This is a genomic window from Actinoplanes sp. NPDC049265 (assembly GCF_043197135.1).
In the GTDB taxonomy this organism is placed as follows: domain Bacteria; phylum Actinomycetota; class Actinomycetes; order Mycobacteriales; family Micromonosporaceae; genus Actinoplanes.
In genome coordinates this window covers 1,122,056-1,141,058 of sequence record NZ_JBICSP010000001.1, presented here as the reverse complement: position 1 = coordinate 1,141,058, position 19,003 = coordinate 1,122,056, and the positions used below count along the sequence as shown (strand labels likewise).

21 protein-coding genes are annotated in these 19,003 nt (G+C 72.3%); 11 read left to right on the top strand and 10 right to left on the bottom strand.

Going from position 1 to position 19,003, the window contains the following annotated elements:
- Positions 1–174: 174 nt before the first annotated feature.
- Positions 175–1,392: a transposase gene (locus ACGFIO_RS05480; RefSeq protein ID WP_392822346.1), complete on the bottom strand. Its 1,218-nt coding sequence runs from the start codon at positions 1,390–1,392 to the stop codon at positions 175–177.
- A gap of 10 nt (positions 1,393–1,402) precedes the next feature.
- Here ACGFIO_RS05480 and ACGFIO_RS05475 point away from each other — a divergent pair, with 10 nt between their 5' ends.
- Entirely contained in the window at positions 1,403–1,729 is a 327-nt protein-coding gene (locus tag ACGFIO_RS05475; RefSeq protein WP_392822344.1) for a hypothetical protein, read from the top strand.
- Positions 1,730–2,050: 321 nt separating this feature from the next.
- On the opposite strand, the gene ACGFIO_RS05470 is transcribed toward ACGFIO_RS05475, so the two are convergent.
- The 3 genes from ACGFIO_RS05470 to ACGFIO_RS05460 form a co-directional block, all read right to left on the bottom strand.
- Positions 2,051–2,437 (bottom strand): hypothetical protein, encoded by a 387-nt coding sequence (locus ACGFIO_RS05470; protein WP_392822342.1) that lies wholly within the window; start codon positions 2,435–2,437, stop codon positions 2,051–2,053.
- Positions 2,371–2,961, bottom strand: a complete 591-nt coding sequence (locus ACGFIO_RS05465; RefSeq protein ID WP_392822340.1) for a DUF4158 domain-containing protein — start codon at positions 2,959–2,961, stop codon at positions 2,371–2,373. The genes ACGFIO_RS05470 and ACGFIO_RS05465 overlap by 67 nt, the downstream gene beginning before the upstream one ends.
- 81 nt (positions 2,962–3,042) lie before the next feature.
- Positions 3,043–3,405 (bottom strand): TetR-like C-terminal domain-containing protein, encoded by a 363-nt coding sequence (locus tag ACGFIO_RS05460; RefSeq protein ID WP_392822338.1) that lies wholly within the window; start codon positions 3,403–3,405, stop codon positions 3,043–3,045.
- On the opposite strand from ACGFIO_RS05460, the gene ACGFIO_RS05455 reads away from it, so the two are divergent.
- The 3 genes from ACGFIO_RS05455 to ACGFIO_RS05445 all read left to right on the top strand — a co-directional run bounded on the left by ACGFIO_RS05455 (position 3,395) and on the right by ACGFIO_RS05445 (position 6,807).
- Positions 3,395–3,757, top strand: a complete 363-nt coding sequence (locus ACGFIO_RS05455) for a nuclear transport factor 2 family protein (RefSeq protein WP_392822336.1) — start codon at positions 3,395–3,397, stop codon at positions 3,755–3,757. The two genes, ACGFIO_RS05460 and ACGFIO_RS05455, sit on opposite strands and share 11 nt — an antisense overlap.
- Positions 3,758–4,227: 470 nt before the next feature.
- A complete protein-coding gene (locus ACGFIO_RS05450) occupies positions 4,228–4,950 on the top strand; it encodes a class I SAM-dependent methyltransferase (RefSeq protein WP_392822334.1) in 723 nt (240 codons plus the stop codon).
- Between the two features lie 132 nt (positions 4,951–5,082).
- Entirely contained in the window at positions 5,083–6,807 is a 1,725-nt protein-coding gene (locus tag ACGFIO_RS05445) for a DUF6924 domain-containing protein (protein WP_392822332.1), read from the top strand.
- A gap of 12 nt (positions 6,808–6,819) precedes the next feature.
- Here ACGFIO_RS05445 and ACGFIO_RS05440 read toward each other — a convergent pair whose 3' ends face one another.
- Positions 6,820–7,389 carry a maleylpyruvate isomerase N-terminal domain-containing protein gene (locus ACGFIO_RS05440; RefSeq protein ID WP_392822330.1) on the bottom strand — a complete coding sequence of 190 codons (570 nt, stop codon included), beginning with the start codon at positions 7,387–7,389 and terminating at the stop codon, positions 6,820–6,822.
- Complete coding sequence (locus ACGFIO_RS05435) at positions 7,386–8,285, bottom strand: LysR family transcriptional regulator (protein ID WP_392822328.1); 900 nt, start codon at positions 8,283–8,285, stop codon at positions 7,386–7,388. The genes ACGFIO_RS05440 and ACGFIO_RS05435 overlap by 4 nt, the downstream gene beginning before the upstream one ends.
- Before the next feature lie 70 nt (positions 8,286–8,355).
- On the opposite strand from ACGFIO_RS05435, the gene ACGFIO_RS05430 reads away from it, so the two are divergent.
- Complete coding sequence (locus ACGFIO_RS05430) at positions 8,356–9,603, top strand: MFS transporter (RefSeq protein WP_392822325.1); 1,248 nt, start codon at positions 8,356–8,358, stop codon at positions 9,601–9,603.
- Here the strand turns inward: ACGFIO_RS05430 and ACGFIO_RS05425 are convergent.
- Positions 9,528–10,655: an erythromycin esterase family protein gene (locus ACGFIO_RS05425; protein WP_392822323.1), complete on the bottom strand. Its 1,128-nt coding sequence runs from the start codon at positions 10,653–10,655 to the stop codon at positions 9,528–9,530. The genes ACGFIO_RS05430 and ACGFIO_RS05425 overlap by 76 nt on opposite strands.
- 57 nt (positions 10,656–10,712) lie before the next feature.
- Between ACGFIO_RS05425 and ACGFIO_RS05420 the strand changes: the two genes are divergently transcribed.
- Entirely contained in the window at positions 10,713–11,447 is a 735-nt protein-coding gene (locus ACGFIO_RS05420; RefSeq protein WP_392822320.1) for a TioE family transcriptional regulator, read from the top strand.
- Positions 11,448–11,470: 23 nt separating this feature from the next.
- Positions 11,471–12,280, top strand: coding sequence for an SDR family NAD(P)-dependent oxidoreductase (locus tag ACGFIO_RS05415; protein ID WP_392822318.1), 810 nt, complete (start codon positions 11,471–11,473; stop codon positions 12,278–12,280).
- Between the two features lie 47 nt (positions 12,281–12,327).
- Here ACGFIO_RS05415 and ACGFIO_RS05410 read toward each other — a convergent pair whose 3' ends face one another.
- Positions 12,328–12,846 carry a 2'-5' RNA ligase family protein gene (locus ACGFIO_RS05410; protein ID WP_392822315.1) on the bottom strand — a complete coding sequence of 173 codons (519 nt, stop codon included), beginning with the start codon at positions 12,844–12,846 and terminating at the stop codon, positions 12,328–12,330.
- 18 nt (positions 12,847–12,864) lie between these two features.
- Here ACGFIO_RS05410 and ACGFIO_RS05405 point away from each other — a divergent pair, with 18 nt between their 5' ends.
- Positions 12,865–13,611, top strand: a complete 747-nt coding sequence (locus ACGFIO_RS05405; protein WP_392822313.1) for a nucleotidyltransferase domain-containing protein — start codon at positions 12,865–12,867, stop codon at positions 13,609–13,611.
- A gap of 114 nt (positions 13,612–13,725) precedes the next feature.
- Here ACGFIO_RS05405 and ACGFIO_RS05400 read toward each other — a convergent pair whose 3' ends face one another.
- Positions 13,726–14,757 (bottom strand): DUF4037 domain-containing protein, encoded by a 1,032-nt coding sequence (locus ACGFIO_RS05400; protein ID WP_392822312.1) that lies wholly within the window; start codon positions 14,755–14,757, stop codon positions 13,726–13,728.
- A 35-nt stretch (positions 14,758–14,792) separates the two neighbouring features.
- On the opposite strand from ACGFIO_RS05400, the gene ACGFIO_RS05395 reads away from it, so the two are divergent.
- Positions 14,793–15,356, top strand: coding sequence for a helix-turn-helix domain-containing protein (locus ACGFIO_RS05395; RefSeq protein ID WP_392822310.1), 564 nt, complete (start codon positions 14,793–14,795; stop codon positions 15,354–15,356).
- A gap of 43 nt (positions 15,357–15,399) precedes the next feature.
- On the top strand, positions 15,400–15,960 hold the full coding sequence (locus ACGFIO_RS05390) for a GNAT family N-acetyltransferase (RefSeq protein ID WP_392822307.1): 561 nt from the start codon (positions 15,400–15,402) through the stop codon (positions 15,958–15,960).
- 31 nt (positions 15,961–15,991) lie between these two features.
- Here ACGFIO_RS05390 and ACGFIO_RS05385 read toward each other — a convergent pair whose 3' ends face one another.
- Positions 15,992–18,292: a hypothetical protein gene (locus tag ACGFIO_RS05385; RefSeq protein ID WP_392822305.1), complete on the bottom strand. Its 2,301-nt coding sequence runs from the start codon at positions 18,290–18,292 to the stop codon at positions 15,992–15,994.
- Positions 18,293–18,447: 155 nt separating this feature from the next.
- Here ACGFIO_RS05385 and ACGFIO_RS05380 point away from each other — a divergent pair, with 155 nt between their 5' ends.
- Positions 18,448–18,951: a hypothetical protein gene (locus ACGFIO_RS05380; protein ID WP_392822303.1), complete on the top strand. Its 504-nt coding sequence runs from the start codon at positions 18,448–18,450 to the stop codon at positions 18,949–18,951.
- The last annotated feature ends 52 nt before the right edge of the window (positions 18,952–19,003 follow it).

The following is a 19,003-nucleotide window of genomic DNA, read 5'->3' as shown; positions in this document are numbered from 1 at the left end:
TCTGCGCACCTGCTGGAGGCGTCGCCGCTGCCATCGAATCCGATCGAGATGTTTTCGCTCTTACAGATTCGCAGGGTCGGGCCGAGCAGGCGCCGAGGTTGGAGGACATACCAGATAAAGATCAATCCCTTGTCGTTGTTTTCGCTGGAACTACGGCTGGGTCTTCGCCCGCGCTCACTCCTCGTCGGGGTCGGTGTTGCCTGGGTCTCGCAGCGGTCGTCGCCCGATACCGTCGGCCAGTTGCAGCGGTTGGAACGAGTAGTGGCCGTGCACGTTGATGTGGGCGTACCAGTAGGGGTGGATGCGCAGCACGTCCTCGTCGAGCACCGGGTAGCCGGATTCGCGCAGCGTGGCCAGGATGCGGTCCAGATAGACGGTGTTCCATAGGGCGACGCAGTTGACGACGAGGCCGAGCGTGCCGAGCTGGTCCTCCATCCCCGCGTGGTACTTCTCGCGTAGTTCGCCGCGACGACCGTGGCAGATGTACTTGGCCAGCCGATGGCGCTCCTCCTGCAGGTTGCGCATCCGCTTGATGTCGCGCCGGTACTGCTCCCGGTCAACATAGGACAGGACGTGCAGGGTTTTGAAGATCCGGCCGAAGTGGGCCAGGGCGTCGCCGAGCTGGGTCGGGTTGCCGCCGCGTTGCAGGATGCGCATCACTTCCGACGCGGCCACTTCCCCGGCATGCACAGACGCGGCGATGCGCAGGATGTCGGACCAGTGGCGTTTGATCTTCTCCAGGTCGATCAGGTTCCGTGACGCGGTGTCGAGCGGCCCGTAGTCGGCCGCGCGGGCGGTGCGCCACAGCCGCTGGTCGGGCAGGCCCGCCAGTTCCGGCCGGTAGTCCACGCCCAGCAGCTTGAGCAGCCCGAACACCATGTCCGAGTATGAGCCGGTATCGGAGATGAACACCTCTGGCCGGGCCCCGCCGTCACGGCGGTACAGGAGATCGATCGCGTACAGCGAGTCGCGGGGCGTTCCCGACAACACGATCCCCGCGGTCCCCACACCCTGATCGTTGATCATGTTGAGCCAGGTGACGCCCTTCTTGCGCCCGAAGTACTTCGGGTTCGGGCGCGCGTCGATGCTGCGTACCGGGACCACGAACCGAGTGCCGTCCACCGCGGCCACCAGGCCGCCGCCCCACAGCGTCGCGGTGGGGATACCGGCCTGGCCCCAGATCAGCGGCGCGTTGGCGGCGGCATGGCATTCGGGGCGCACGTAGTTCTGGTACACGTGGTTGATCCGTGAGCGGGTCAGCGCCTCCACGCCGGGCGAGACCACCGGGGCCCAGCCGACGTTGAGAGCCTGCGCGGTCAGTACCGCCGCGAGGCTGACGGCCATATCTCCGGAAATCGGCCCGCCGCGGGAGATGTGGGGTGTAGGAGGCAATGAACTCGGGATGCCAGGACATGACTTCCTGCACGACGTCGCCAATGTCGGCCTTGGGCATCATCTTGCGAGCGGTGTTGCGCAGGTCCCTCAACGACGCCGGTTCCGCGACGGCCTCCAGCGCGGCGGCGTGCAGCCTGCCGTCCTTGCCGACGTTGATGTCGCCGGCCTGCGCCCGGGCCGCCATGTACTGCCAGGTGGCGCCCAGCTCGGCGGACAACCCGGCCAGCAGCTCACCGGGATGTTCGGGCAGCTGCATCGAGTCCAGCAGTTCCTCGCGCCGCGCTTGCCACACCTGCCCGGACAGCAGTTGGGCGCGCGGGTCCGCCCACCGTGACGACGCCGCGGCGAAGACGTCGCGGCGCTTGAGCCGCTGGTAGAACTGCTCCAGCACACAGAACACGTAACCGTTGTGGTCCACCGTGCCTCGGGGCGAGGGTCCTTGAACACCAAGGGCCGCCATCCCGCGGGCACCACATCCACCTCGACCTTGCGGGCGTCCAGACATCCCGGCGGCACCCGCTTGGTCGGGTTGGCGTCGACCAAGCCGGCAGCGCCTGAAACGCGATCAGGATCTTCGCCGAGTCGGCCGTCGCGCCGAACTCCACCGTCTCCACCAACAACCGCAAGAACTTCTTGACCAGCGGAGACCGCTGGGTCAGCGCCGCGCGCCACTCGCCGTCCGGGTCGGCGTCCGGCGGGCCAGCTCCCGCAGCCGCCGCTGCGGGACCACGGTCACATCCACACCGCCCAGGTCGGCGCCGACAACCTCACTGACCCGCCGCAGTGCCTTGATCAACCCGGTCACCGTTTGCTCGATCGGCCGGCGCCGCAGGATCTCCAGCGCGGACTTGTTCGTCTTCGGGTCCACGTCCAGCAAGCTCAGCAGGAACGTGGCCTGCCGCCCGTTGATCTGACTGACCAGCTCATGCCGCAACCGGGCCTCGGCGGCAGACCGGGTACCGCTGACGTCCTGCATCAGCCGGGCCAGCCCCGGGAGCTCGACCTGGCGCTGCCGCAGCCAGCCGATCGCCCCGTAGAACAACTGCGCGCTCGTCTCGCCGGTGTTCCAGCAGCGCCGGTCGAGCCACAGCGCCAGCTCAGCCGAGCCCTCTCCATAGCCCCGCCAGCGGCCCGCTGGCGAATCTCGCGCTGATGCTCCCACTTGGTGTTCACCCGTTGCGAGTACGCCTTCACACACGACGGGTCGGCGATACCGAGTTGGGCGGACACGTCGTCGAGCACCACCGCGGGCACATCGAGTGGGTCGTCCAGGAACTTGCCCAGATACCGAAGCGTGGTCAACTGGAGCATGAAGCCCAGCCGGTTGGCGTCCCCCCGCTTGTCCGCGATCAGGTTCCGGTCCTCGTCGTCGAGTACGAAGAACTGATCCAGCTCATCAACGGTCGGTGGGCGGGTGTAACAGCCGTACGCGGCCGATTGCTCGTCGGAGAGAAACTCCTCAGCGTCTTCACCGGGTTCCCCGGACTCATCGGCCAACTGCCCGGGTAGCTCGCCCTCATTGGCAGGATCGTCGCCCGCCAACGGATTCTCCTCGTGATCGACCATGGTCGATCAAACTACGCAACCCAGACGCGATCACACACCGCGCCGTCAAGATCATCGCTAGCGCCGTTTTCGTGGATCTTGTTAGTCACGGGCCAGGTTGCGCGGCGGAGCGTATTCGCCCCGATCGACGGCCCGCTGGATCAGGAACCGGTAGGCGGCGGTCGACGGGTCGACGATGGCCTTGGTCACGGCGTCCACGGCCCTGGCGGTGCGGGTGATCATGGCCGAGACACTGCTCAGGATGCGTAGGCGCCGCTCGTTGCCGCCCATCCAGTTCGGGTCCAGCAGGGCCAGGAAGTCTGAGCGCAGTGTGCCGGTGTCCGGCAGGCCGTCCGGGCCCAGATCGGCCGAGTCGATGCAGGCGATGGCGGCCAGGATCAGCTCGTCCTTGCCTTCCCAGCGGCGGTAGATCGTGTGCCGGACCGCCCGCGCGATGGACAGCAAGGACTGGGACCTGCTCGCGGCCGGCTACACCGAGGATGCCCAGGGCGACTACGTCAGCGCCGCCGCCAGCGGGCGCGCGGAAATCGTCGAGGGTACCCGGGCTTTCCTGGGGCCGCTCGATGCGACCCATCATGCCGTGCACAACATCGAGGTCAGCATCGACGGCGACGCCGCCACCACCCACGCCACGATGACGGCCCAGCACGTGCGAGGTGGAGAGCAGTTCCTGTTGGGCGGCACCTATGACGACACCTTCCGGCGTACCGAGCAGGGCTGGCAGATCAGCCACCGCCGCATCCGGGGCCTCTGGAGCACAGGGGACCCGACCGTTCTCACGGTGCCCGTCTCCTGAGTCGATCGGCGGACCACGGCGCACGCTGGCGGCGATCCGCCGAACACGTCCCAGGTGACTGGTGAAGGACGGTCAGATGCCCGCCCCGCCGGTCTCGGCCATCCGCAGGGGCCGGTAGCCGTCGGTGTCGAGCTGGGCGAGTTCACCATCGATGTCGACGGAGTGGGTGCCGTAGAAGTGCACGTTCTCGTGGTGGGTCGGCCAGATGTGCGCCAGCGCACGCCAGATTCACGGAGCTTCTGCCAGTTGCGCAGAGCCTGTGCCAGATAGGCGGAGCCAGGACAAAACGTCTGAGCGCCCGTCTCGCTGGCGGAGCCTCGGACGAACAACATAACTGTCATTATGGTGCGTGTCTGATTTGTCCGGTTCTGACATTAACGGATTATCGGTAATGGCAATACGGTAATGCGGGCGTGCCAGCAATGCGGGCGGGTCTTGTGTGGAGGGTGCGGGAGCGGTTGGGTCGCAGGATGGCTCGGATCGCTTACGGCGGGCAGGATGCCGCCGCCTTCGCCGACACGCGGCATCTCGCCGCCGCCGCCCTCGATTCGTGGCTGGCCGCGGTCGGCCGGCATCTGCCTCCGGCGCACGGGTTTCGGCTGCTCGACCTCGGGTCGGGTACTGGCGCCTGGGCGAAAGCGTTCACCCGGGACTACTCGGTGGTCGCCGTCGAGCCGTCGGAGGCCATGCGCGCCCGGTCCGAGCATCCGCACGTGCTGGCCGGCGAGGCCGAGCACATCCCGCTGCCCGACGGCTCGGTCGACGGGGTGTGGCTGTCGACAGTCGTGCACCACGTGCCCGACCTGGCCGCGGCCGCCCGCGAGATCCGGCGTGTGCTGCGCCCGGGCGGGCCGGTGCTGATCCGGTCGGCCTTCGCCGGGCGCCACGAGGCGATCACACTGTTCCGCTACTTCACCGAGGCGATCCGCGTCCTGGACAGTTTCCCCAGCCTGGCGGTGGTCCAGGAGGCGTTCGGGGCGGTCGGCTTCGGCACCGTCGCGCTCGAGCAGATCCCGCAGTGTACGGCCGTCTCGCTGCGGGATTTCGCCGCGCGCCTGCGCCGATCCGCGCACACCCCGCTGCAGCTGATCTCCGACGACGAGTACGCCGCCGGCGTGGCCCGGCTCAACGCCGCCGCCGACCACGTCGAAGGCCCGGTCGTCGACGCCCTGGACCTGCTGGTGCTGCGCTGAGGACACACCACGAAGCTGAGGACACCCCACAAAGCTGAAGGCCCACGACGAACGCGCACGATCCGCAGGCGGACGCACATGATCCGACGGACGGAGGGCGCGCCGCCGCACAAGCATGACTGGATGGCAGCCATGAACAGACCGGCGGAGTGGACGGGCTGGCAGGCGGGCGGATCGTGGCTGCCGCTCGGTGGCGCCCTGATGATGCAGTCGCTGACCTCGCCGTCCGGCCGCTACACGGCCCTGCACTCGGTCTACGAGCCGAGCCTCACGGTCCGCGACAACGCCACCGGCCGCTACCTCTGGGTCAGCGACTCACCGCGTTCCACCCTGATCAGTCTCGGCCCGGAAGGCGATCTCGTCGCCTGGGACCATCACGGCAACCGGCTGTGGCACACCGGCACCGCGTGGCGCGGCGTCCAGCGGCTGGAGATGCGCGACACCGGCGAACTCAGGCTGGTTGACGCGTCCGGTGCCGCGGTCTGGAGCACCCCGGCCGGCGAGGGACCGGGCGGCGCGTTCACCGACACGGCCGCCCGAGGCTCGGTCATGCGCCGCGGCGAGACACTCAACGGCCAGGCCCTGACCAGCGACGACGGCGCCACCGTGCTGTGGCACGACGGGCGTAACACGCGTCTGCACACCCGGGGCGGGACCGCGGGCCGGGCGTGGTTCCACGACCGTCCCACTGTGCTGGCCCTGGAGGACGACGGCTACCTGCGGATCCGCGGGCACGGTGGCGACGTGATCGAGCAGATCGGCGGGCCGGGAACCGAACTCGTCGTCATCCGCGGCCGGGCCGAACTCCGCGACGAGCACGGCACGGCGGTGTGGTGGTCGGCCGGCCGCACCATCTGGCGGGATCCGGTCCGCGAACCGGCCATTCCCCAGGACGAAGCCCTGACCGCCTGGTTCCGGGCCCTGGCGGGCGAGGGCCGCGGCTACTGCGTGGCTGTCGGGTCCGGCAGCACACCCGGGGACGTCCTCGCCCGGGCCGGGGTGGCCGCGACCGAGACCACCTGGCGGCAGCTGCGGCGGAGCGGGATGCCGGCCGTGGCGGCGGTGGCCGTCGGACCAGACGTCCTGATCTTCAGCGACGACCCGGACCTGCCGGTGGCCGACCTCGCCCCCACGATCACCGCCGTGCGTCAGCACACGCCCGGAGGCGGCTACGACGCCGAATTCAACCGCCACCGCAACGGCAGGTTGGTGGCGCAGGCCCGCAGCGACCCCCATCGCCGGAAAGGCCTCAAGATCCCCGAGGTCGCCGTCGCGTACACCGAGATCACCCACGAACTGTTCCGGACGGAGCTGCTTTTCCGTACGACCGGGTCGGTGCCGAGCGCCGGCGCGCTGGCCGGGCCGCTGCTGGGCGGCGTCCTGCCGTCGTCGGCGGAGGTCCCGGACGGCGCGGTCGACGAGATCGAGATCGAGATCGACGGGTACGACGGACAGAGCGCGCTCGTGGTCCGGACAGACTTCACCGCCGACGCCGCCTGGGAACGGATTCACGCCGAACTGCGGAAACCGTGGGGTGACGGGCCCTGTGAACCGTTCACGGTCGTCGACCGCCGTCACGCCGGCCTCTCCCCCGGCCAGCTGGTGCGGGCATTGCGGACGACGACGTCGGTGTTCTTCGTGGCGGACGATATCGCCATGCGCGGGCCGGGACATCCGCTGCTGGCCGTGACGACCGACTGGGACGGTGCACCGTTCGCCGAGGATGAGCAGGAGTTCGTGACCCGGTTCCGGCTGCTCCCGGACGCCGCGGTCGAGGTGAGCGTGAACCTGAGCCTGGGCAACATGAGCTTCGACGAGTTCGCCGGCGACGGCACCGAGATCGTCGCCAGGAGCTGAAACCGGGGCGGCTCACGGGGAGTCAGGACCCAGGGCCGCCGTGACGGTCCAGTCCGTGCCGCCTTCGCCGCGGCGGCCGGTGCAACGCAGCAGGGCGTCGACCGGGTCGTCGGCCGCGGCGGCGGGGAAGAGCCGGCCCAGGATCGTCCGGGCCGCCTCCGGGGGCGGTTCCCAGGCCAGGCCCAGACCCTGCGCGATGTCCCAGGTGTGGATCAGCGTCTCGTTCATGCCCATGGCGGCGAAGCCGGTGACGTCGGCCGGACCCCAGTGCCAGGCCCGCGCACCGGGGGCGGCGGCGTCAATGGCCAGGCCGAGCAGGCGGCCGCAGCCCCGGACGATCCGCAGCACCTGCGCCGGGGCCGTGCCGTCGCGGACCTCCAGGTCGAGCGGCAGGTAGGCGTCGTCGGCCAGGGTGGCCAGCTGCATCGCGTACGCGGTCAGGTCGTGCCCGATGTGCGCGGCCGTCTGCACGCAGGACCACTCCAGCGAACCGGCCGGCACGGTCCAGTCGGCGTCCACGTGCGGCGACAGGACCCGGGTCATCTCGTCGACGGCCGCGGCCAGCGCGGCGGAGGTGGTCACAGCGACTGACCATAGCGGCGGGCCAGGTCGGCCAGCCGGACCGCCGCCCGGCACCGCGTGCGCCCGCGGGCCGTCGCCACGCTGACGCTCATGTCGAACGCGGCGTCGGTCACCACGATCCAGTGGATGGTCGGGTCGTCCTCGACCAGGTAGCGCGGCAGGAAACCCACTCCGAGCCCGTTGCGGATCAGGGCGGCGGTGTCGTTGGTGTCGGACGTCTCGATCCCGATGTCACGCCACAGGCCGCGGCGCCGGAACTCGGCGTCGACCAGCGTCCGGTTGGCGAAACCGGGCCGGAAGTCGACGAAGCGCAGCGCCGCCGCCTCGGCCAGCGGAATGCTGTCGCGCCCGGCCAGCGGATGATCGGCCGCCACGCCCAGCCCCAGCGGCGAGGACGCCAGCACGTCGATACGCAGATCGGGATAGTCCGCGGGTTTGGCGGCCAGGAATGCCACGTCCAGGTCGCCGGTGCGCAGCCCGTCGGCCAGCCCGGCCGTGCCGGTGGCCGACGGCGCCAGGTGCATGGTCACGGCCGGATGGTCGGCGGAGAACCGGCCCAGCAGGCGCGGGATGTCGAACAGCGTCACATTGGTCATGTAGCCGATCCGCACCGAACCGGACAGGCCGCCGCGCACCTCGTCGACGGCGTCGCGCGCGGTCTGGAACGCGTCCAGGATCTCCGCGGCCCGCGGCAGCAGCGCCTCGCCGGCCGGGGTCGGTTGCACCCGGCGGGTGGTCCGGTCGAACAGCCGCTCGCCCAGGTCTGATTCGAGCGCGGCGATCGTCGCCGACACCGCCGACTGGACCAGGTGCAACTCGGCCGCGGCGCGGGTGAAGCTGCCGGTGCGGGCCACGGCCAGGAAGACCTCGAGTTGCCGGCGCTCCAACCCACTCATCTCCGTTCGCGATCAATCGGATCAGATCTTATCGTTGGACGCGCACAAACGGCAGCGGCATGGTTGGCCCATGCTCAATCGCACCAGCGGGTTCTGGGTCGCCGCTCTCTCGTTCCTGATCGTCATGGCGTACAGCACGGTGCCGGCCCCGCTCTGGTCGCTGTACCAGCAGCGCGACGGATTCTCCACCTTCGCCGTCACGATCGCGTTCGCGGCGTACGCCGTCGGCGTCGTGATCAGCCTCTTCCTCGCCGGGCACCTGGGCGACAGCCACGGCCGCCGGCGCGTTCTGCTGCCCGCCGTGGCCCTGGAACTGCTGTCCGCCGCCCTGTTCCTGCTCTGGCCGGACCTGCCCGGGCTGATCGTCGCGCGGGTCGTCTCCGGGCTGGGCATCGGCATGCTCACCGCCACCCTGACCGCGCACATCCTCGACCTGCACCTGACCGCGCGCCCCGGCGCCGACCCGGGCCGTGGCCAGGTCGTGTCCACCGCCGCCAACCTCGGCGGCTTCGGGGTCGGCGCCGCGCTGTCCGGGGTGCTGGCCCAGTGGGCGCCGGCGCCGCTGGTCACCCCGTACGTCGTCTTCGTCGTCCTGCTCGCCCTGGCCCTGCTCGGCGTCGCCCTGGTCCCGGAGACCGCCGCGGTGCCCGAGGTTCGCCCGGCCTACCGCCCCCAGCGCGTCCGCGTCCCCGACCACGCCCGCGGCCGGTTCTTCCGGGCCGGCGGGATCGCGTTCGCCGGCTTCGCGGTGATGGGCCTGTTCACCTCGCTGGTGCCCGGCTTCGTCGCCGGCCAGCTGCACATCACCTCCAAGGCCACCGCCGGGTTCGTGGTGTTCGTCGCGTTCGCCGCCGCGGTCACCGCCCAGGTCCTGATGCGGCCGCTGAGCCTGCGCGCCCAGATCGGCCTGGCCACCGGCCTGCTGGTGGCCGGCATCGTCACCCTCACCGCGGTGGTCGTGGTGGCCGGCTCGCTCGGCTGGTTCTTCGCCGGCGGACTGCTGGCCGGCGCCGGCGCCGGCCCGCTGCTGAAGGCCGCGCTGGCCGTGGCCGGTCCGCTGGCCGACGCCGCCCACCGCGGCGAGGTGCTGGCCGGGATCTTCCTGATCGGCTACATCGGGCTGACCGTGCCGGTCGTCGGCCTCGGCGTGGCCACCCTCGTGGTCAGTCTCCCGGTCGCCCTGACCGGGTTCACCGTGGTCATCGCCGCGATCGCCCTGGCCACGGCCGTCCCGCTGGTCGGTCAGCTGCCGGTGCAGTCGCGGACGAAGACCAGCCCGTCGATGGCGGCCAGCTCGGCCGGGTCCAGCGGGGCGTAACCGAACCACTCGGACGTCCGGGCGACCGGGTTCTGGGCGGCCACCTCACGCGGGTCCGCCGGGAACCGGTCGCCCGGCCGCGCGTACAACATGCCCTCGATCGTGTCCGGTGGTGGCGTGCCCACCTCGTGGTGGCGGATCGTGCCGACGGCCGTGGCCACGAACGCGTAGTCGTCGCCCACCCGCGCGTCCAGCAGCGCACCGGCACACCACCACCGCGGGCGCAGGTCGAAGTTCAGCCGCATCGAGCTCTTCGTGCGCTGCAGGTGCGAGTTGTGCATGAACACCAGCGTGCGACCCCACTCGGCAGCGGCCAGGATGTTCGCGGCCATCATCGAGTCGCGTACGCCGAGCAGCCGATCCACCCGCAACGGCGACGAGTCCGCCATCCCGTGGTGGTAGCGCAGCAGCCCCTGCGCGGTCCGCGCGTATAGCCGGGCCCGGTCCCACTCGTCGCGCGATGTCGCCGCGATCAGCCCCGGCGTGTCCATCTCCAGCCGCGCCACCAGATCGTCGGCCAGCAACCGCAGCTCCCGCGCGTCGGCCGACTGCCCGACCGACGCCGTCGGGTCGAACATCGTCGCCGGGTTGGTCCACCGCTGGTCGTCGCCCAGCAGCGCCTCCAGCCGCTCCGCCCCGCAGGGCCGCCCCAGATATTCGTTGATCCAGGTCAGAGCCGCGCGTGGGCTTTCCGGCCCGGTGATCTCGAGCGGCCCGTCGGCGCCCGCGAACCGCAGCCGCTCACCGGCCGGCCGATCCGCGTTGACGTCCCGCATCCAGGTCAGCAGGGCCCGGTTGGGTGCCGAGTCGCCGCCCCACCCGTGGCTGAAACCACGCTCGAGCGCCTCGTCGAGCGTGCCCGTGCCCTGGGTCACGTAGTCGTCGACGGCCGTGGCGAGCAGGCAGTCGCTCTCGATCGCGAGCACTCGGTAGCCGTCCTGCTCGACCAGCCGCCGGAACACGTCGTTGCGCAGTTCCAGCAGCACATCCTCCTGATGGGTGGGCTCGCCCAGGCCTAGGATCCGCGGTCGCCGGCTGATTCCGATATCCATACCATGAACGCTATCGTTGAACCGACGGTTGAACCTTCGACGCGGCGCGAGCTGGAGATGACCGGTCTAAACCTTCAAGAGGGCGTACGCCTCAAGCCGGTTGATCTGGCCCGCGCGCACGGCCTGTCGACCCAGGCCGTGCGCAACTACGAGGCCGAGGGCATCCTTCCCGCCGCCACGCGCAGCCCCACCGGCTACCGCCTTTATCAACCCCAGCACGGGTACGCACTGGGCGCCTTCCTGGCCCTCGTCCCCGGCCACGGCCACCGCACCGCCGCGACGATCATGCGAGCCGTCAACCAAGGCATCGTCGGTGACGCCCTGCGCATCGTCGACGAGAGCCACGCGCAGCTGCTCGACGACCGCCGCACCCTCACCGCCGTCGCCGCCGCCCTGCGCGACCTGGCGCCGGTCCCGGTCGCCGCCGGCGTCACGTTCGTCGGGCCGCTCGCCCACAGACTCGGCCTGCGCCCCGCCACGCTGCGCAAATGGGAACGGGCCGGCCTGCTCCAGCCCCGCCGCGACCGCCACACCGGCTACCGCGTGTACAGCGAGGCCGACGTCCGCGACGCCCAGCTCGTTCACCAGTTGCGCCGCGGCGGCTACCGGCTGGACCGGATCGCCCCGCTGATCGCCCAGGTCCGCACGGCCGGCGGCATCGAACCGGTCCAGTCCATGCTGGACGACTGGCAGCAGCGGCTCACCGCCCGGGCCCGAGCCATGCTCACCGGCGCCGCCGCCCTCGACACCTACCTGGGCGCGCTCGCCGCAGCGCGGCCAGACCCGCGGTGAGGATCACCGATCTACCCTGAACCATGACCGAACCGGAACTGCGCGGCCGCGTCGCCCTGATCACCGGCGCCAACCAGGGTATCGGCGCGGCCACCGCCCGCGCCCTGGCCGCGCAGGGGGCGGCCGTCCTGCTGACCTACCTGCGCCTGGAACCCGCGGACCCGCATCCCGCCACCTACCACGAGCTGCGGGCCCGCTCGGCCGGCGCGGTGGCCGACGAGATCCGCGCCGCCGGCGGATCAGCCGTGGCGGTGGAGGCCGACCTGCGCGACCCCGCCGTCCCCGGGCGGCTGTTCGACCGCGCGCAAGCCGAGCTCGGGCCGGTCGACATCCTGGTCAACAACGCCAGCGGGTGGCTCGCCGACACCTTCCTGCCGGCCGAGCGCGACCGGTTCGGGCGTACCCTGCGACCGGTCACCGCCGCCGGCGTCGACCAGCAGTTCGGTGTCGATGTCCGCGCGCCGGCCCTGCTGATCGCCGAGTTCGCGCGCCGGCACCTCGCTCGCGGCGCCGGCTGGGGGCGCATCATCGGGCTGACCTCCGGCGGGCCGGGCGGCTTCCCGCAGGAGGTCTCGTACGGCGCGGCCAAGGCGGCCCAGGAGAACTACACGATGTCGGCGGCGCAGGAACTCGGCCCGTACGGTGTCACCGCCAACATGGTGTATCCGCCGGCCACCGACACCGGCTGGGTGACGCCCGAGGTCGAGGCGGCGGCGGTCGCGGCCGGCCCGCTGCGGCACGTGGCCCAGCCCGAGGAGGTCGCCGAGGTCATCACCCTGCTCACCACCCATCGGGCCCGCTACCTCACCGGCCAGGTCATCCGCATGTCCTGACCCGCCCAGACCTGCCACCGTGTCCCGACCGGCCACACGAGAACGTCTCAAGAGACGGAACCCAGCCGGAAGCCGGCCACGGTCTGCCAGGGCCGGCTCCCGGTCAGCCCGGCGACCAGGTCGACCGACGTGATCTCGGCGGTGAACGGCAGCCGCGCCGCGACATCCTGGCCGGCGGCGTGCAGGTCCTCGCGGGGCGCGTCGTGGCCGATGGTCAGGTGCGGCACGATGTCGGCGAACTCGCCCCGGAACGGCGGGGCCGCCGGGTATTGCTCCCAGACGGCCGTGGTCAGCTCCCGGAACGCCGCGGCCGGTGTCGGCGCCGCCCATACGACCCGTGGCTCGAACCAGCGGATCTCGTCGAACCGGGCGGTGAACGGCGCGAAGCGGCGGAACAGGGCGGCCAGCGCGGCGGTGCGGATCTCGGAGAGCGGCAGGAACGGGTACAGCACGGTGACGTGGGCCGGGATGCCCCAGGTGGCGGCCCGGTCGAAGCGGGCGCGGTGCGCGCCGACGATCGGTTCGGCCGCCGGGACCGGGATAATCAATGCCGTTTCCAGGCTCACATCGACGATGCTAGGCCGATGCACGACAGGATCGCGACGGTCGGCGGGGTCGTCGGGGTGGTGCTCGGCGGCAGCCGGGCGCGGGGCACCCACCGGCCCGATTCCGACCATGACATCGGCATCTACTACCGCGGCGCGCTCGATGTCGACGCGTTGCGGGCGCTGGCCGGCGAACTCGCCGACGAACCGGCCGAGCTGACCGGGCCGGGCGGGTGGGGGCCGTGGGTCGACGGCGGCGGCTGGCTGCGCGTCGGCGGTGAGAAGGTCGACTGGATCTACCGCGACCTGGACCGGGTGCGGGCGGTGTGGGACGACTGCCGGCAGGGGCGTTACGAGTTCGGGTTCCAGGTGGGTCATCCGCTGGGGTTCGCGTCGTACGCGTACGCCGGGGAACTGGCCCTGGCCCGGATCCTGGCCGACCCGACCGGTGAGCTGGCCGCGTTGCAGGCCGAGACCCGGGTGTTCCCGCCGCGGCTGGCGGCCGCGCTGACCGACCGGCTGTGGGAGGCGGAGTTCCTGTTCGCGCAGTCCCGCAAGGGTCACGATCCGACCTACGCGGCGGGTTGCCTGTTCCGGGCGGTCGGCGTGATGTGTCATGCGGTGCTGGCCGGGCAGGGCCGCTGGTTGCTCAACGAGAAGGGCATGCTGGCGGCGGCTGGGCTGCCCGAGATGCTGGGCGAGATCGGCCGGACCGAGGCGGAGGTCGAGCGCACGATCCGGCGGGCCGAGGCGGTGCTGGCCCAGATCAGAAGTCAACGGCTGTGACGGGTGCCGGCCCAGATCAGAAGCCAACGGCTGTGACGGGTGCCGGCCCAGATCTGAAGTCAACGGCTGTGATGGGTACGCCGGGCCGATCAGTCGCCGCTGTCCGGCGCCGGCCTAGCTGCGGGGAGACCTCCCCGCGCCCGGCTGCGGGTTGTCCCGGTGGGTCGCGCCGGAAAGGGCCCGGGTCAGCGCCGGCCGCGCCAGCACGTCGGTGCTGTCCACATAGGTGTCCACGGCCCCGGGCGTCCACCCCGGGTGCAGGGCGGCGGCGAAGCGGCCGGCGTCGATGACCGGGTACGGGCGGTCGTGATACATGCGCCGGGTCGTGTCCACGGCCGGGGCGAGGCCGAGCCGGTTCTGCCGGTGGCCGGTCAGCTCGTACGCCGTACACAGCGCCTCCTGCCGTAGCGCCGCGTCGCCGGCGCCGACCGCCGTGCGGAGCGCCGCCGCCGTGGCCGTGATGTCCGGTAGCGCCGCGAACGCCGAGCCCAGCCATTTGCTGTAGGGCGGGTAACGCCGTTCCAGCAGCAGGCACAGCCGCATCACGTCGCGGGCCAGCCGCGCGGCGACGACCCGGCTGCCCAGCTCGTCGCCGGCCTCGGCGGTGCGCCCGACGAACGCCTCCTCCTGCGCGATCCGTGTCCACTGCGCGGCCAGCACGATGCGCCACAGGTGTTCCGGGTACCAGGCGAGCCGGTCGCGCAGGGCCGTCAGTTCGCCGTCGCCGTCGTGGTAGACCGCGCCCGCGGTGGTCTCGGCCAGCCGCTGGGTCGGCGTGGCGAGCCAGTCGGCGTCGGTGACACCGCGGGTCGCGTCGAACCCGAGCCGTTGGGCGCACCACTCGGCGAGCGGGCCGGCCCACACCTGGTGCCCGTCGGTGCCGTGGGTCGCCGGGAAGCGGACCGGGTATCCGCGGAAGCTCGCTGGGAGCCGCCGGCCGAGCATCGCGCTGATCTCGCCGGCCAGTTCCGGCGCCACGAACAGCTGCAGCCGCGGCCCCCAGTCGTGGTCGGTGGACCGGGGCGAGTCGAACCCGAGGACCTCCGAGCCGGGCCCGATCAGCGCGGCCGTGTGCGGCTGGTCGAGCAGCGGCCGTACGACTTCGCGGTAGAACGCCCCGCACAGGGCCAGTCCCGGCTCGAACATGACCGTCCTCTCGCATATGGGATAGCATCCCGGATGTGGGAGACGCTGTGGAGGACCGGCTGGCCGTCCGCCTCGCATCTTTGCGGGCCGGGCGCGGCTGGTCGCTGGAATTTCTGGCCGACCGGTCCGGGGTGAGCCGGTCGACGCTGTCGCGGCTGGAGCGCGGCGAGGTCAGCCCGACGACGGCGCTGCTGGGCCGGATCTGCGCGGCGTACGGGATGACCCAGTCGCGGCTGCTGGCCGAGGTCGAGTCCGCGCCGGCCGCGGCGCTGGTGCGGGCGGCCGAGCAGCCGGTGTGGCGCGACGGCGGGGCCGGGTTCACCCGCCGCGCGGTGTCGCCGCCGCACGCCGGGCTGCGGGCCGAGCTGATCGAGGGTGTGCTCGAGCCGGGCGCCGACGTGGCCTACGACCGCCCGACCGTGCCCGGCCTGGAGCAGCACGTCTGGGTCCTGGACGGCGTCCTGTCGCTGACCGACGGCGACGCGACCCACGAGCTGGCCGCCGGTGACTGCCTCCGGTTCCGTCTGTGGCACGCCACCCGGTTCCGCAACCCGGGCGGGCGTGCGGTGCGGTACGCGATCGTGCAGGTGCTTCCGTGATCGAGAATCCGGTCGGGCGGTACCCGATCGTGCCGGTATTGCCATGATCGAGAACCCGCGCGGTCGGGCCGGTGCTGCCGTGATCGAGCGGCTGGACGCGGCGTCGTTCGAGGAGCAGCTGCCCGCCCTGGCCGCGGTGCTGGTGGACGCGGTCGACGACGGCGCGTCGGTGGGTTTCCTGGCCGGTTTCGACGTGCCCGCGGCCACGGCGTGGTGGCGGGCCCGCTCGCCCGCGGTGGGCGCGGGCGGCCTGGCCGTGTGGGTGGCCCGTGACGACGGCGTCGTGGCCGGGACGATCTCCCTGGCCTACGCGGACAAGCCCAACCAGCGGCACCGCGCCGACGTGCTCAAGCTCGCCGTTCTGCGTACCCACCGCGGCCGTGGCCTGGCCCGCCGGCTGCTCGCCGCGGCTGAGCACACCGCCGCCGCCACCGGGGTGAGGTTGCTGATGCTCGACACCGAGACCGCGAGCGCCGCCGAGTCGCTCTACCAGCGGGCGGGCTGGCACCGCTACGGCATAGTCCCGGCGATGGCCGCCGACCCGTCCGGCGTGCCGCGCGACTGCAGCTTCTTCTACAAGACGATCGCAGCCGCCGGCCGGTGACGCGGAGCGCCTCGCCGCGCGGCCCCGTGGATCATGATGGGACCGCGCTCGGTTGAGCGACCGCGGCCAGGCCCCGCGATGCCGCCCGTTCGCCGTCCTGCTGGCCGGTCCGGCGGAAGCCGTCCAGCGCGTCGCGGTAGGCCCGCAGGGCTTCGGCGGTGCGGCCCTGGTGTTCCCGGACCCGGGCCAGGCTGTGCAGCGCCCACGCCTCGTACGCGGGTTGCCCGGTGGCCCGGCACAGGCGCGTGGCGACGCCGAGGTGGCGGGCCGCGGCGCTGAGGTTGCCCCGGCCGGTCTCGACCTCGCCGAGGACGGTCCGGGTCTTGGCCAGGGTGAGCGCGTCGCGGGCGGTCGCGGACAGCCGTGCCGATTCGGCCAGGTGGGCCGCTGCGGTGTCGAGGTCGCCCTGCCGCCGCTCGACCCCGGCCAGGGCGGTCAGGCAACGTGCCAGCGACGCCGGGCGGTCGGTCGCGCGGAACAACCCGATGGACAGGCGCAGGTCGTGGGTGGCCGGTTCGAGGCGGCCCTCGGCGGCGTGCACGACGCCGGCGAGGTAGGCCGTGGCCGCCTGCCCGGTGACGTCGCCGGCCGGGGAGAACTGTGCGAACAGGCGCCGTCCGGCGTTGATGTGCTCGGTGGCCCGGGTCAGGCGGCCGGCGGTGAGCATGGCGACGCCGAGCCGGATCCGCGACCATGCCTCGGCCGGGCGGTCGCCGAGGGCCCGGGCGGCGTGCATGGCCGTCTCGTGGACGGTGCACGCGTCGGCCACGTGTCCGCCGTAGAGGTAGCGGGAGAGGGCGGCGGACAGCTGGATCGCCTGGGTGTGCCATGCGGGGGCGGCGGTGAGGGCCATGGCGGCGAGCAGGGTGACGCGTTCGCTGTCCAGCCACGCGACGGCGGCTCCGACGCTGGACAGGGCCGGGGTGAGCGGGCCGGGTGGCGCGGCGGGCAGCAGGTCGGCTTCGGCCGGATTGAGTTGGGCGGCGGCCGTGGCGGCGGCGGTGACGTAGTGGTCGAGCAGGCGGGTGGTGGCGTCGCGGCGGGTCTGGGGCGGGTCTTCGTCGGCGGAGCGGTCGCGGGCGTAGGCGCGGATCAGGTCGTGCAGGGCGTACCGGCCGGGGGCCGGTTCGTCGAGCAGGTGGTCGCGGCGCAGGTCGAGCAGGGCGGCGCGGGTGGCGGGCAGGGCGGCGCCGGTCAGGGCGGCCAGCGCGCGTTCGTCGGTGTCGGGGCCGGGGTGCAGGGCGGCCAGCCGCAGCAGGGTCTGCCGGTCGGGGGTGAGCCGCCGGTAGGACAGGCCGATGGCGGCCAGGACGGTGTCGTGCGGGCGGACCTCGTCGAGGCGTTCGGCGTGGTCGGTGAGGGTCCAGCCGGGTGTGGCGCGGGCGTGCGCGGCGAGCACGCTCAGGGCCAGGGGCAGGTGCCCGCAGCGTTCGGCGATGCGCGCGGCGGCGTGCGGGTCGGCGCCGACCGGGATGCCGGCGAGTTCGCGGGCCAGGAAGGCCGCGGATTCCTGCGCGGTGAAGGGGCCGAGGGCGACGGTGGCGGCCAGCCCGGCCGGGCGTCGGCGGCTGGTGATCAGGGCCGGTCCGCCGGTGAGCAGGGGCTGGATCTGGGCGGCGTCGGCGGCGTTGTCGAGGATCAGCAGGGTGCGGTCGCCGGCGGCGGCGCGGACGGCGGCGCGGCGGGCGGCCGGGGTGTGCGGGATCCGGGCGGCGGGTACGCCGAGCACCCGCAGGAATCCGTCGAGGACCGCGGCGGGGTCGGCCGGCGGACCGTCGGGGTGGTAGCCGCGCAGGTTGACGAACAGTGCCCGGTCGACGTGGCCGGCGTGCAGCAGGGCGTGTCCGGTGTGTACGGCCAGCCGGGTCTTGCCGGTGCCGGGCGGCCCGGTGATGGTCGCGACCTGCCCGGCGCGCAGCCGGGCCCGTAGCCGGGTGAGGTCGGCGGCCCGGCCGGTGAAGTCGCCGGCCGACGGGGGCAGGGTGCCGAGGACCCGGACCTGCCCGCCGCCGGCGGTCTCGCCGCTGATCACGCGTAGCGCCTGGCGCCACTGGTTGACGTAGCCGGGGTCGTCGTGCAGGGCGGCGACGATGGCCACGACCAGGTCGGCGTTGATCCGGCGGCGTCCGGTGCGGAAGCAGTCGGCGACGGTGTTCTTGCCGGCGGCTTCGGCGGCTGGTCGGCCGGCGGCGCGCCAGGCGGTGCTGACGCGGGCCCGGATGGTCTCGTAGGAGGGGTCGCCGGCCCAGATCTTCAGGGTGCGCAGCCGGGCGGCGAGGTCGTCGAGGGTGTGTGCGCCGCCGGGGTCGGGCGGTTCGAGCTGATCGGTCATGGTCGATCGATCAGATCATGGGTGGGCGTGACATCGCTGTCGCCGAGCCGACGGTGGGCGTCCGGGATCGTCCGGGATCGGCGGCCGGGCCGGTGGGGGCCGACAGGCTTTCGGGCAGGAGGCGAGGGTCCTCCGCGACGAAGGGGAGTTCGGTTGTGAACAAACGCAAGAGTGTGCTGGCGAAGGTTCTGGCGGTCGGTGGCGCGGCCGCGGTGACCCTGGGGGTGATGGCGTCGCCGGCGCACGCCGACATGAAGTGCACCGGCGCGACCGGCAGCAACGTCTGCCTGACCATCGATCACCTGCCCGACGGCCGGTACCACGTGCGGATCGGCATCGACGCGCACATGTCGCGGGCGCAGGCGCAGCAGTACATCGACCACAACGCGACGCCGTTCCGGGCCGAGATCGTCGCCTCCGACATCAGTACGTGGCCGTTCGAGGGCGAGCACTCGGTCTACACGCTCAACCAGCAGGGTCAGGCCGGCGCGTCGGACGAGTGGGGGCTGAGCGCGAACTTCGAGGCGACGGTGGACCGCGCGGTGCTCAACGAGGACCAGCCGCCGTTCGAGGACGACGAGGACGACATCTACGCACAGCTGACGCTGCTGGAGAACGGGCAGACGTTCAAGTCGCCGAAGTACAACCAGCGCTTCTGAGTCGAATCGGAGCAATGTAAGCGCTTGCAGAGAGCGGCCCCGCTTCGCACGT

What these genes read in the sequence shown, in the direction of transcription:
- ACGFIO_RS05475 (WP_392822344.1), top strand. Translation starts at nt 1,403, where the DNA reads ATGCCAGGACATGACTTCCTGCACGACGTCGCCAATGTCGGCCTTGGG.
- ACGFIO_RS05465 (WP_392822340.1), bottom strand. Translation starts at nt 2,961, where the DNA reads ATGGTCGATCACGAGGAGAATCCGTTGGCGGGCGACGATCCTGCCAAT.
- ACGFIO_RS05455 (WP_392822336.1), top strand. Translation starts at nt 3,395, where the DNA reads ATGGACAGCAAGGACTGGGACCTGCTCGCGGCCGGCTACACCGAGGAT.
- ACGFIO_RS05450 (WP_392822334.1), top strand. Translation starts at nt 4,228, where the DNA reads ATGGCTCGGATCGCTTACGGCGGGCAGGATGCCGCCGCCTTCGCCGAC.
- ACGFIO_RS05445 (WP_392822332.1), top strand. Translation starts at nt 5,083, where the DNA reads ATGAACAGACCGGCGGAGTGGACGGGCTGGCAGGCGGGCGGATCGTGG.
- ACGFIO_RS05435 (WP_392822328.1), bottom strand. Translation starts at nt 8,285, where the DNA reads ATGAGTGGGTTGGAGCGCCGGCAACTCGAGGTCTTCCTGGCCGTGGCC.
- ACGFIO_RS05430 (WP_392822325.1), top strand. Translation starts at nt 8,356, where the DNA reads ATGCTCAATCGCACCAGCGGGTTCTGGGTCGCCGCTCTCTCGTTCCTG.
- ACGFIO_RS05425 (WP_392822323.1), bottom strand. Translation starts at nt 10,655, where the DNA reads ATGGATATCGGAATCAGCCGGCGACCGCGGATCCTAGGCCTGGGCGAG.
- ACGFIO_RS05420 (WP_392822320.1), top strand. Translation starts at nt 10,713, where the DNA reads ATGACCGGTCTAAACCTTCAAGAGGGCGTACGCCTCAAGCCGGTTGAT.
- ACGFIO_RS05415 (WP_392822318.1), top strand. Translation starts at nt 11,471, where the DNA reads ATGACCGAACCGGAACTGCGCGGCCGCGTCGCCCTGATCACCGGCGCC.
- ACGFIO_RS05405 (WP_392822313.1), top strand. Translation starts at nt 12,865, where the DNA reads ATGCACGACAGGATCGCGACGGTCGGCGGGGTCGTCGGGGTGGTGCTC.
- ACGFIO_RS05400 (WP_392822312.1), bottom strand. Translation starts at nt 14,757, where the DNA reads ATGTTCGAGCCGGGACTGGCCCTGTGCGGGGCGTTCTACCGCGAAGTC.
- ACGFIO_RS05390 (WP_392822307.1), top strand. Translation starts at nt 15,400, where the DNA reads ATGATCGAGAACCCGCGCGGTCGGGCCGGTGCTGCCGTGATCGAGCGG.
- ACGFIO_RS05385 (WP_392822305.1), bottom strand. Translation starts at nt 18,292, where the DNA reads ATGACCGATCAGCTCGAACCGCCCGACCCCGGCGGCGCACACACCCTC.